Origin of the sequence: Rhizobium sp. SG570 (assembly GCF_012275345.1) — a bacterium.
GTDB lineage: Bacteria > Pseudomonadota > Alphaproteobacteria > Rhizobiales > Rhizobiaceae > Rhizobium > Rhizobium lusitanum.
Map to the genome: position 1 here is coordinate 24465 of NZ_JAAZQI010000018.1, position 11951 is coordinate 36415.

Annotated in this window: 12 protein-coding genes; 7 read left to right on the forward strand and 5 right to left on the reverse strand. The window is 60.3% G+C overall.

The window, feature by feature from the left end:
* The first annotated feature begins 58 nt into the window (after nt 1-58).
* The 6 genes from FHT28_RS28285 (at nt 59) to FHT28_RS28310 (ending at nt 6711) form a co-directional block, all read left to right on the forward strand.
* A complete protein-coding gene (locus FHT28_RS28285; RefSeq protein WP_168598005.1) occupies nt 59-895 on the forward strand; it encodes an ABC transporter substrate-binding protein in 837 nt (278 codons plus the stop codon).
* Between the two features lie 72 nt (nt 896-967).
* Nucleotides 968-1663, forward strand: a complete 696-nt coding sequence (locus tag FHT28_RS28290; RefSeq protein WP_168598006.1) for an amino acid ABC transporter permease — start codon at nt 968-970, stop codon at nt 1661-1663.
* A 16-nt stretch (nt 1664-1679) separates the two neighbouring features.
* Complete coding sequence (gene dapA / locus FHT28_RS28295; protein WP_168598007.1) at nt 1680-2570, forward strand: 4-hydroxy-tetrahydrodipicolinate synthase; 891 nt, start codon at nt 1680-1682, stop codon at nt 2568-2570.
* Nucleotides 2571-2580: 10 nt separating this feature from the next.
* Nucleotides 2581-5502: an FAD-dependent oxidoreductase gene (locus tag FHT28_RS28300; RefSeq protein ID WP_168598008.1), complete on the forward strand. Its 2922-nt coding sequence runs from the start codon at nt 2581-2583 to the stop codon at nt 5500-5502.
* Nucleotides 5499-6227 (forward strand): amino acid ABC transporter ATP-binding protein, encoded by a 729-nt coding sequence (locus FHT28_RS28305; RefSeq protein ID WP_092577313.1) that lies wholly within the window; start codon nt 5499-5501, stop codon nt 6225-6227. The genes FHT28_RS28300 and FHT28_RS28305 overlap by 4 nt, the downstream gene beginning before the upstream one ends.
* Before the next feature lie 67 nt (nt 6228-6294).
* Nucleotides 6295-6711: a DUF3830 family protein gene (locus FHT28_RS28310; RefSeq protein WP_092577310.1), complete on the forward strand. Its 417-nt coding sequence runs from the start codon at nt 6295-6297 to the stop codon at nt 6709-6711.
* 132 nt (nt 6712-6843) lie between these two features.
* On the opposite strand, the gene FHT28_RS28315 is transcribed toward FHT28_RS28310, so the two are convergent.
* From FHT28_RS28315 to FHT28_RS28325, 3 genes are all read right to left on the reverse strand, one after another.
* Entirely contained in the window at nt 6844-7920 is a 1077-nt protein-coding gene (locus FHT28_RS28315; protein ID WP_168598009.1) for a porin, read from the reverse strand.
* A gap of 566 nt (nt 7921-8486) precedes the next feature.
* Nucleotides 8487-8975 (reverse strand): RidA family protein, encoded by a 489-nt coding sequence (locus tag FHT28_RS28320; RefSeq protein ID WP_168598010.1) that lies wholly within the window; start codon nt 8973-8975, stop codon nt 8487-8489.
* Nucleotides 8969-9694, reverse strand: a complete 726-nt coding sequence (locus tag FHT28_RS28325; protein WP_168598011.1) for an SDR family NAD(P)-dependent oxidoreductase — start codon at nt 9692-9694, stop codon at nt 8969-8971. Before FHT28_RS28325 ends, FHT28_RS28320 begins: the two co-directional genes overlap by 7 nt.
* Before the next feature lie 178 nt (nt 9695-9872).
* Here FHT28_RS28325 and FHT28_RS28330 point away from each other — a divergent pair, with 178 nt between their 5' ends.
* Entirely contained in the window at nt 9873-10775 is a 903-nt protein-coding gene (locus tag FHT28_RS28330; RefSeq protein WP_168598012.1) for a LysR family transcriptional regulator, read from the forward strand.
* A gap of 52 nt (nt 10776-10827) precedes the next feature.
* Here FHT28_RS28330 and FHT28_RS28335 read toward each other — a convergent pair whose 3' ends face one another.
* The gene (locus tag FHT28_RS28335) at nt 10828-11106 is read right to left on the reverse strand and encodes a hypothetical protein (protein WP_168598013.1); all 279 of its coding nucleotides are present in this window, start codon (nt 11104-11106) and stop codon (nt 10828-10830) included.
* Nucleotides 11107-11109: 3 nt separating this feature from the next.
* Nucleotides 11110-11904, reverse strand: coding sequence for a thioredoxin family protein (locus FHT28_RS28340; RefSeq protein WP_168598014.1), 795 nt, complete (start codon nt 11902-11904; stop codon nt 11110-11112).
* Nucleotides 11905-11951 lie beyond the last annotated feature (47 nt).

The following is an 11951-nucleotide window of genomic DNA, read 5'->3' on the forward strand; positions in this document are numbered from 1 at the left end:
TGGGATCCCAGATGAATGCAACTTTGGGACACCAATAAAAACAACTCCAGAGGTCATCATGTTCCGAATTCAATTGTCCCGCGGCGTTCTTGCCGCCTCATTCCTAGCTCTGACGACATCGCTCGCTTTTGCCCAATCCTGCACGCCGAAGGTTGCAGCCGGCGAGTTGATCACGCCGGGCAAGCTCGTCATGTCGACCAATCCGACGCTGCCGCCCTTGCAGTTCATCGACTCCAGCGGCGACCTGAAGGGCATGCGCATCGAACTCGGCACCGAGATCGCCAAGCGCCTCTGCCTTCAGCCGGAATATATCCGCATCGAGTTCTCCGCGATGGTGCCTGGCCTGCAAGCCGGCCGCTGGGACATGATCAACACCGGCATCTTCTTCACCGAAGAGCGCGCCAAGATCATGCAGATGATCCCCTATGAAGACCAGGCGATCAGCGTGTCGATCGCGCCGAATTCCACCAAGAAGGTTGCCAGCAAGGACGACCTTGCCGGCATGACGATCGGCGTCGAAATCGGCGGCTTCGAGGAAACCAAGACGCGTTTGCTCGACAAGGAATTGCGCGATGCCGGCAAGCAGGGCTTGACGATCCAGACCTTCGACAATTTCGCGCTTGCTTATCAGGCTCTGCGTGCCGGGCAGGTCGACGGCGTCGTATCGATTGATGCCGTCGCCAAGGAATATGATGCGCGGGGCGACTTCAAGCGCGCTCTCAGCGGCCTCTATCCCGCGCCGGTCGCCGTCGCCTTCAAGAGCCCGGCCCTTGCCGATGCCGTATCGGCGACGCTCAAGGCAATGAAGGCCGACGGATCGTTGAAGGCGCTGTTCGACAAGTACGGATTGCCTATGGTGTCCGGTGATTATTCCGTGAAGGGCCCTGGCCGCTGATCGGCTTGATCGGTCCATCGGAATGGCGATGCGCGGGTCTGTCGCGCTCGCCTTGAGCAGAAAGCTACGTTCATGACGCTTTGGAGCTGGTCGGGTTTCTTCGGATACCTGTTTAATCCCTTCATTATCGGCGGGGTCTTCACGACCATATGGCTGACCGTCGTGTCGCTGACGGCGGGTCTTATCCTTGGATTTGCCCTTGCCCTGATGCGGCGATCACCCTTCCGGTCGGCCAAGATCCTCGCCAAGACCTATATCTGGCTGTTTCGCGGCACGCCGCTGCTCGTCCAGCTCATCGCAATCTACACGGCGCTGCCGCAGTTCGGCATTCGCTTCACCGTGGTGGAGGCGGCCTTGATCGGGCTTGCGCTCAACGAAGCCGCCTACCTTGCGGAAATCATCCGCGCCGGCATCGAGGCGGTTCCGGAAGGGCAGGCCCGGGCCGCGCGAGCACTCGGGATGACGGAACGGCAGATCATGCGCCACATCGTCATGCCGCAAGCCTTCAAGGTCATCATTCCGCCGCTTGGAAACTCCGTCAACGGCCTGCTGAAGACGACCTCCGTGACGTCGGTCATCTCCATGGAGGAGCTTCTGAGGCGAACCCAGGTTCTCATCCAGGAACGTTTCATGGTGCTGGAGCTCTTCGCGGTGGCGGCCATCTACTACCTCCTTCTGACCACGCTCTGGGATTTCTTCCAGAACCATATCGAGAAGCGTTTCGGTCAAGCCACCAACTCGCGGCTTTCCATCACTGAGAAGCGCTAGAACCAGGATATCTGACATGACTAGGAAGTTTCGCGGTGTCTATACCGTGATGATCACGCCGCTGGACGCGAATGGCGCCGTGGACCTTAAGGCGCTCGCCACCTTCACCGATTGGCAGGTGCGCGAGGGCATACATGGTCTCATCCCGCTCGGCTCGACCGGCGAGTTCCTGTCGCTGAGCGAAGAGGAACGCGACGGGGTCGCAAGGACGGTGATCGAAACCGTCGCCGGCCGCGTTCCGGTATTGATCGGGACCGGTGCGGAAGACACGCGCGAATGTGTTCGTCTGAGCCAAAAGGCGGAAACCATGGGCGCGGACGGCGTCATGATCATTCCGCCCTTCTATTCCACGCCGACGGATGACGAACTCGTTCATCACTACCGCACGGTTGCTTCTGCAATTTCCATTCCGATCATGGTCTACAACAACCCGGCGACAGCCAATGTCGATTTGAAGCCGGAGCTGGTGAAGCGCATAGCCGAGATTAGAGGTTGCGACTATATCAAGGAATCGACCCTCGAAGTAACGCGAGTGCGTGACATCATCCGTCTGGCGGGTGAGGATATGACCGTCTTCGGTGGTATCCTCGGTTTCGAATCCTTCGTGATGGGGGCTGAGGGCTGGGTGGCAGTTGCATCGAACGTCGCGCCGGGACCGATGGCTCGCATTTTCGAGCTCGTTGCGGATGAGAAGAAGATCGATGAGGCGCGCGCTCTTTACCTGAAGTGGCTGCCGATCATCCAAGCCGTGGGCGGGCAGGCCTATGTTGCGGGTTCGAAGTCGCTGCTGACGCATATGGGCTTTGCCGCCGGAACACCACGGCCGCCGCGCCTGCCTTTGCCGCCCGCACAGGATGAGGCCATGAAGAAGCTGGTTTCGGACTTCGGTCTGATATTTGGCGCCTGAGGATCGAGCAATGTCCGCCTCCCTTGCAATCTCGCAATCCGGATCGGAAACGCGCGTCGAGTTCTTCCTCGACGGCGCGGCTCTGTATGCCGAAAGCGGGATGACGATTGCCGCGGCAATCGAGGCGGGCGGGCGGCATGATTTTTCCCGCGGCCTCAAAGGCGAGGCGCGGGGTCTTTTCTGCGGCATGGGCGCGTGTCACGATTGCCTCGTCACTGTCGACGGCAAGGTCAGCCAGCGCGCCTGCATGACATCGGTCAAGGAAGGCATGCGGGTCGACCGGCCGTCCTCGAGGCCGGCGCTCGCGGCAGATGATTTTGCCGACCTCTGCGACGTGCCGGCGTCGATCGCCTGCACCGAGATGGATGTGTTGGTTATCGGCGCGGGACCGGCGGGCCTTGCCGTTGCCGAAGTCGCTTCAGTGGCCGGGGCGAGCGTGACGCTTGTCGACGAGCGCGCCATCGCCGGCGGGCAATATTTCAAGCAACCCTCGACATCGAAGGCGACATTGCGCCTTGCCGGCGACGAGCAGGCACGATCGGGAGCCGACCTGATCAATCGCGTGCAAGCTGCCGGCGTATCGACGCTGGCCAGTACGGTCGTCTGGGGTGCGGAGAATGACGAGAGCGGCGCAAGGATCGCCTGCTACGGTCCCCAAGGCGCTTTCTACTGCAAACCGCGAATGATCGTCATCGCGACGGGCGCCTACGAACGGCCGGCTGCCGTTCCCGGTTGGACACGGCCCGGCGTCATGACGGCAGGCGCAGCGCAGACGCTGCTCAGAAGCTATGGCACGGTGCCCGCCGGTCGGATCGTCATTGCCGGCAACGGGCCACTCAACATCCAGGTCGCCAACGAGATCCGCAAGGCGGGTGGCTCCGTGGTCGCTCTGGTGGAATCCGCTCCTGCGCCGTGGAAGCAGCCGCTGGCGGCGCTTAAGCTTCTTGCGGCTGACAGGGCGCTTGCACTGGGTGGTGTTCGGCAGCTAGCAGCCTTGCACGCCGCCGGCATTCCGATTCTGTGGGAAAGCAGCCTTGCGGCGATAGAGGGGACGGCCGGTGTCGAAGCGATCACCATCACTGGACCGAATGGTGAAGCGAGGCTTGAGGCAGATACCGTTCTCATCGGCGGCGATTTCGCTTCATCGAACGAGCTTTCCCGGCTGCTCGGTTGCGGCCATGAAGTCATCGATGGAAACCTTGCCGTCATCCGCAAGGACGATGGCGAGACGACGCTTCCGCATGTGCATGTGGTCGGGGAGGCCGCTCGTTTCGGCGGCGCGCATATCGCTCTGGCGCAAGGTCGGCTCGCCGGGATCGCCGTGGCGCGAAAGCTGGGTTTTGACGTCGCTGCCGATACCGAGGCTGAATGCAGGCTTGCGCGGCACAGGGCTTTTCAAGCCGCGCTCTGGACAGCTTTCAAACCGGCTCGTCCGGCGGCAGGCAATGCGCCGCCTGATCACACCGTCATCTGTCGCTGCGAAGGTGTGACCTATGGCACGCTGCGGGCGCTTGGCGAGCACAGCGCCAAGGATATTGCGACGCTGAAGCGGTTATCCCGTGCCGGGATGGGGCGCTGCCAGAGCCGCTATTGTGGGCACGCGATTGCCGTCGTCGCCGGAGAAACCCGCGCATCCGGCGAAACGCGCGGCTTTCTGGCGCCGCAAATGCCATTGCGGCCGGTGCCGCTCGCAGCACTCGCAGTTGAAAAGCCGGAATGGGGCGGCCATAAGCGGGCGCTGCTGCCGGAGAGACCTCCACTGGAAAGCCGCGAACCGCTGCCGTTGTCGCAAACGTCGACACTGGTGATCGGCGCGGGAATTGCCGGGCTGTCGACGGCCCTCTTTCTCGCCCGTGAAGGCGAGGAGGTCACGGTATTGGAGCGCGCCTTTCCGAACTCGCTGGCCTCGGGCGGCAATGCCGGCAGCCTTCATGCGCAGCTTCTGTCTTTCGATCACGGCGCTCGCGCCGAAGGCGGCGGTAGCGCGGCCGCGCAGACGCTGCCCTTGCAGCGCGATTCCATCGCCCTTTGGGCCGCCCTGCAGGATGAACTCGGTTGCGATTTCGAGATGAAGGTGACGGGCGGGTTGATGGTCGCCGAGTCCGAGGCGCATATGCGCTTCCTTGCCGAGAAAGTCGGTGTCGAGCAGCGGGCCGGCATTGATTGCCGGCTGATTGGCCAAGAAGAATTGCGGGCGCTGGAACCGGCCCTGTCGCCGGACTTTGTCGGCGCCGCCTATTGCGCGCAGGAAGGCAAGATCAATCCGCTGGTCGCCACACAGCACATCCTCGAAGCAGCGCGGGCGAAAGGTGCCCGCATCTTCGACCGATGTGAAGTCATCGGCATCGTGCCAAGTCCGGCCGGCTTCGATGTCGCCACGTCGCGCGGCGTCATCAGGGCAAAACGCATCGTCAATGCAGCCGGCGCCTTCTCGTCGCGCATCGGATCGATGCTTGGTCTCGATATTCCCGTCTTCGGCGCACCGCTGCAGATGGTGGTGACGGAGGCAGCAGCACCCCTGATCTCCTGCCTCGTCGCCCATGCCGATCGCCACCTGACCCTGAAGCAGGCGGCGAACGGCAACTTCATCATCGGCGGCGGCTGGACGGCCGGTCTCGATCCGGTGCATCAGCATCCAAGGCCGCTGCTTTCGAGCCTTGAGGGCAATCTTTGGGTTGCCCAGCATGTGGTCCCGGCGCTGCGCAAGCTTCATGTCATCCGCAGTTGGGCGGCGATGAACATCAATATCGACGGCGCGCCGATCCTCGGCGAGCATCCGTCGCGGCCCGGCTACTTCAGCGCTGTCACATCGAACGGCTACACGCTTGGCCCGATCGTCGGCCAGCTGACGGCACAGCTCGTCCTTGGCCGGGAGAGCGGCAGAGCGCTGCAACCGTTTTCCATCACTCGTTTCGCGAAAGGTTGCTCATGATCGAAATCAGTGGCGTCTCCAAATTCTACGGCAACTACGAAGTCCTGAAGAACTGCACCGTCAAGGTCGATCGTGGCGAGGTCGTCGTGGTTTGCGGCCCGTCCGGTTCCGGCAAGTCGACGCTGATCAAATGCGTGAACGGTCTGGAGCCTTTCCAGAAGGGCTCCATTCGCGTCCACGGGATCGAGGTGGGAGATCCGAAGACGGATCTGCCGAACCTGCGCACGCGCATCGGCATGGTCTTCCAGAATTTCGAGCTCTTCGCGCACCTGACCATCATCGACAATCTCATGCTGGCGCAGAAGATCGTGCTCGGGCGCAGCGAGACGATTGCGAAAACGAAAGCGATGCAGCTTCTCGATCGCGTCGAGCTTGCCGACCATGCCAATAAATATCCGAGCCAGCTTTCCGGCGGCCAGCAGCAGCGCGTGGCGATTGCGCGGGCGCTTGCCATGGATCCCCTGGCGATGCTCTTCGACGAGCCGACTTCGGCGCTCGATCCGGAGATGATCTCGGAAGTACTCGATGTCATGACCGGGCTTGCGAAAGACGGTATGACCATGATGGTCGTCACCCATGAAATGGGCTTTGCCCGCCGTGTCGCCACCCGCGTGATCTTCATCGACCAGGGCGAGATCGTCGAGGATCGCCCGAGCGAAGAATTCTTCGCCGGCAAGCACAATCCGAGAACCGAAGCTTTCCTCGGAAAGATCCTGCAGCACTGAGGAAGCAACCGCGTCCGATGCTTTCCGGGCCGATAAGCGACATTTCCAACTCAAAGAAAGAATTCCGATGAAATTGAAGATTACTGCCGGTCCTTTCGAATTCGATGCCGTGCTTGAAACCGCGAAAGCGCCCAAGACCTGCGAGGCCTTCCTCAAGCAGATGCCGTTCGAGGGCCAGATCGTCCATGTCCGCTGGTCGGGCGAGGGCGTCTGGATTCCTCTCGGCGATCTCGACTTCGGCGTTGGATACGAAAACCATACGAGCCATCCGGCACCGGGGCATATCATCCTCTATCCGGGCGGCATCAGCGAAACCGAAATCCTGCTTGCCTATGGCGGCGTCGATTTCTCGTCGAAAATGGGCCAGCTCGCCGGCAATCACTTCATCACGGTGACTTCCAACCTCGACAAGCTTGCTGAATTGGGTCGTCTGGTGCTTTGGGAAGGAGCGCAGCACATCAGGTTCGAACAAATTTCCGACTAGAGCAATACCAGGCCCCTAGGTCAGCGGAGGGATTAGGCCCAGACTCAAGCTTTCCTGGACGGAAAGAAGGCTCGGTCGGAACCGAGCCTTCCTCTCTTTTCTGATCGGAGGCCTATTTCAGATCAGATTGGATTAGAAACTGCGCTCAAAGCGGAGAATGCCGGCCCACTGGTCCTGATTGATCGAATCCCAGCTGGTGTAGGAGAGCTCCGGCTCGATGAGCAGGTTCCTGACCGGGTACCACTTGATGTTCGTGGTCGCTGCGAAGATCTTCGAGTCGGTGTAGGCGAGCTGGAGGTTCCACTTCAGCTTTTCGTTGATCGGAACGCCAACGCCGCCCCAAAGTGCCCAGTCGCCCCAGCCGCACAGCGCCGGACGACCAGCAGGGCAAGCGGTCCCGGTATTGGTGCCGGCATACTTGTTGAGCTTGTCGCCGTCGGTGTTCCAGCCACCCATCAAGAAGGCCGAGAAGACACCGAAGTCAGCATCGACACGAGCCTTGATGGCGCCTTCTTCGACGATCGAGTCGTAGCCGCCAACAACCTTGAAGCCCCATGCGCCAGACTTGAAGCCGGCACCGGCAACAACGTCGGGAGCGTAATGGTCGGAGCTGTCTTCGCCGTTAGCGCCGGTAGCAAACGGGCCAGAGTTGCTGTCTTCGACCGAGATCACGGCCGTGAAGCCGTTGCCTGCATCGTAGTTGTAGGTGATCTGGTTCAACTCGTACGGGCCGTCATAAACCACGTCGTCGTTGATGACGTCGCCGGCATAACCGGTGAAGACGTTGAACTGCGAGTCTTCCTTACCAACGGTGAAGCCACCGAGGCTGATGCTGGCATGCAGCAGGTTGGTGAACGTCGAGCCGCCGTCGTCCCAGTCCCAACGCAGCTCGGTGTTGGTCTTCAGCGGACCGTATTCGGTGTCCGTCGCGGTCTGCAGCTGCAGCTCAGCGCGGGTGTGCCAGAGCGTACCGAAACGGGCGTTCGGATCATACGCGCTGTACCACTGACCTTCGGTACGAACCTTGCCGCCAATCTTGAGGCAGGTTTCGGTGCCCGGGATGAAGAAGTAGCCGGCGCCGTAAGCATCGCAGATACGGACGTACTCAAGCTGCTCCGGCTCAGCAGCGACGACAGCGTCGGCCGCATGAGCGCCGGAAACTACTGCCAGTGAAGCAGCGGAGCCGAGAAGAAGGCTCTTGATATTCATTAGTTTCTCCAATCGCTTTGCCTGATCGGAACGACGCTGACGACCACCCGCTACGTTCATTGATCCGGCTGTTCCCCCTTGATTGGAAGCCGACGGCCCCCCGCGCATACGATAGAGAAGGAAATGCACGTGCCGAAATCCAATATTTCGGTCATGCTTTGTAATTTCTTCATATCAATAGGTAGTAGATGCGCAAATGCATCACGCAGAAACAAAATGTATAAACATAATATATGCTCGAATATTATAAGTATTAATAGAGAAATATTTGATAAATGTATGTAATCTGTGGATATACTACTATAAGCCTTAATTGGTATTCGCTCACCGTATTTCGTATGAATCAATCGCCCCTAAACCGTAACGTCAAATCGCATCAAGCATGCCGCAGAGCGACAGGGTTCAGCTTGGCGCGCGGCGAGCCTGGGAAGCGGGCGGGTTGGACGCCGAAGTCACCACAGCTTGTTCCATCATCGTCCCGCGAGCTTTCCCCCTGCAGGAAGCAACCACAGGGGGCGTGGCGCGGACGGATGTGAAGCGCCCCGACCGGACCGGGGCGCGGTGTTTCACTCTGCGAGCTCGAGCACGAGTTCGACTTCAACCGGCATGCCGAGGGGCAGGCTGGCCACTCCGAGGACGATCCGGCCCGACAGCATCTCCGTGCCGAAGACCTTGAGGAGGAGCTCGGATGCGCCATCGGCCACTTTCGGATGATCCCGGAAATCGCCTTCCGTCGCAATATAGACGCCGAGCTTGGCGATGCCTGCCACCTTGTCGAATGAACCAAGATATTCCTTGATGGCGGCAAGCGCGCTCAAGGTGGCGATCTCGGCCGCCTTGCGTCCGTCCTCTGCGGATAGTTCGCCGCCAACGCGTCCAACATATTGCGGCTTGCGGTCAACGACCGGGAGCATTCCGCTCAGGAATAGCAGCTTTCCAATCTTCACCGCCTCCACATAGGCGCCGAACGGCGTGGGAGGCGGAGGAAGCGCGATACCAAGATCCTTCAGCCGCTGTTCTGTGCCAGCGGCCGGCGCTTTGCCAGCGCTTACCATTTTCCCAAATGTGCGCCGCCGTCGACGTGCAGCACCTCCCCGGTTATACGCGGAGCCTCGGTCAGGAAGAGGACGGCGTCGGCGATCTCCTGGACGCTGGAAATGCTGTGCATCGGCGACAGCGTGTTAAGGAAATCCCTTGGATTGTCCTTGTGAAGCGGCGTGTCGACGACGCCGGGCGCTACCGTGTTCACACGAATTCCTTCCTTTGCGTATTCGAGGGCGATGTTCTTGGAGAGTGCCTCGATACCGCCCTTGGTGGCCATCGCGACGGAAGCGTTGACGCCGGCGATCGGGTGATCAACCAGAGGCGTGGTGATGCTGACGATACTGCCGCCGGTCTTCTGCATCAACATCTGGCGCACGACCAGTTGGGTCAGATGCAGAAAACCCTCCAGATTCGTCGAGGATAGTTTGCGGTAATCTTCCAGGGTGTAGTCGATGAACGGCTTGGTGAAGAAAATCCCGGCATTGTTGACCAGAGCGTCGATCGTCCCGAAGCGGGCGAGCGCGGTCTCGACGACGCGCTCGGCCGTGGCGGGATCGGCGATGTCGCCGTCGACGCGGGCCAGCCTGTCGGAGGCTTTGATCTCGTTGGTTTGACTGACGCGCCGCGATGTCGCGACAACATTATAGCCTCGGTCGAGGAAGGCATTGGCAAGGCCGGCACCAATGCCCTGCGAAGCACCGGTAATCACTACTGTTTTTTCTGTTTGCATTGTCGTTCTCCATTTCACGAAGTGACCTCACCGCCATGCATCGGCCCGGAGGGCCGGACCGATCGAGAGAGGATGAGGTGGTTGGTTTGCTCTCGTGGGAGAAATATGCCCACTTGGACTTTATACGATTAGATGGAAATATCTGGAATCAATTTTCCATATATGCAAAAATCAGAAGATGACTGATCTGAATGACATCGCTGTTTTCGTGAAAGTAGCGCAGCTCGAGAGCTTCAGCCGGGCCGCCCATGCGCTCGGCATGCCGGTCTCGACGGTGAGCCGCAGGGTAACAGCGCTCGAAGAGCAGCTGGGTGTGACGCTCCTCCAGCGCACGACACGCAAATTGAACCTCACCGCGCAGGGACGCGCCTATTTCAGTCAGTGCAGCGAGCCGCTCAACCACCTCTATGATGCCGAGCGGGTGCTCATTCACGCACAGAGAAAGCCGGAGGGACTGCTTCGGATTTCCGTGCCGGTGGTCCTGGGGCAGGAACCCTTCTACGATTTCATTTCTGCGTTTCTGAAAAACTATCCGCGCATCCAGGTCGATCTCTTCATCACCAATACGTTTCTCGATCTGATCGCCGAGAATGTCGATCTCGCCATCCGTTTCGGAGAATTGCAGGATTCGACGATCATAGCGCAGCGCGTCGGCAAGAGCGTCCGTTATGTGGTCGCGACGCCGACCTATCTGCAGGGTCGTGCCCTACCCACCAAACCCGAGGATTTGCGGGAGCATCAATGCGTCTTGTTGAATGGCCGCAACAATGAAACCGAATGGCATCTGGTCAACGGCCGAAAATCGGCGAAGGTGCAGGTTTCGGGACCGATCGCGAGCCGCGATTTCCAGTCGGTAAGCGCATTTACCTACAAGGGCCACGGCGTAGGCCTGTTGCCTTCGAATTATTGTGACGACCGGATCGAACGCGGCGAACTCATCCACCTCCTGCCGGATTGGTCCTCGCCCGAAATCTTCGTGCACGCGGTTTACCAGACGCGGCGCTTCCTGCCATCGAAGCTGCAAGTCTTTCTCGATGCGTTGAAGGCCTGGAAGAGCCCGCTCTGGATTCCGCTGCGGTGACCATGTTCCGATAGTCGGATTGATTGGCTCGAGCAGCAAGGCAGAGGATCGCTCAAGGGCCGCGCGCGCTCTCTTCTCCTGCAAAAAGCCTCAGCCAGGCTCCGGCATGGAACAGGCTCATCAGGAGATACATCGGCGCCATTCCGCCAAACAGCGAGCCGCCTTGCGCCGAGCAGATCATGTCGGCAGCGCCATCGCGGGCAGTCAGCAGCGCCATGGCGACGAAGGTTGGCGCGGCGGCCAGCTGAAGCCAGCGACCGATGCCCGCATATTGCAGCAGGCCGGCGGCACGCGCGCCGGCCCTTTCGTGGATTTCAGACAATCTGGACATCGGCTAGGCTCCATAGCGGTCGTGATGACGCCACCAGACACCGGTTTCGTTGCGGCCGAGCGGCGCCCGGTCGAGCCACTGATACATGCCCCAGAGGCCGTCTAGTCCGCGGGCATAGGACGAATAGGTGTGATAGATCTTGCCATCCTGCATCGCGAAGGCGCTGACACCCGGCCGGTCGCGCGTGTAAGTCGCGACATCCGTTCCTGTCATCGAGGCGATCTGCGCGACCGGGCCTTCGCTACCTCGCAACTCCCATTGCTGCACCGTCTTGCCCGCCAGCGGCTCGGGCATCGGCGGCTCGCGGCGGTAGTTGTATTCGATGTTGCCGTCACGCTGCTCCTCCGGCGTGAACCAGACGTTGAAATCGTGGTTGAAGTCGCTGTTGGCCGACGAGGCCCAGTCGAAGGTCCAGCCCATGCGGCGTTTGAATTCCTGCAGTTTCGCAAGCGGCGCCCGGGATACCGCGGAAAAGGCGACGTCATGGTTTTCAAGATGCACGGCAAAGCCGTTGAAGCCATCGGCGATCGACGAGCAGGATGGGCAGCCGGCCGTGTAGTCTGGTCCGAACATGAAGTGATAGACGAGAAGCTGGGAGCGCCCCTTGAAGAGCGCCGAGAGCGGAACCGTGCCATCCCCGGTTTCGAGCCGATAGTCCTTTTCCACCCTTACCCAGGGCAGCTGCTGGCGGCTCGCGGCAATTTCATCGCTGCGCCTCGTCAGCTCCTTTTCCTCTTCCAGCAGGGAAAGCCGCGCCGAAAGCCACTCCTTGCGCGTTCCTGTCCTGTGCATCGTCATGGTTGATCTCCTGTGTCTGCTAGGTTTGTCTATCCGGCGCGGCATCT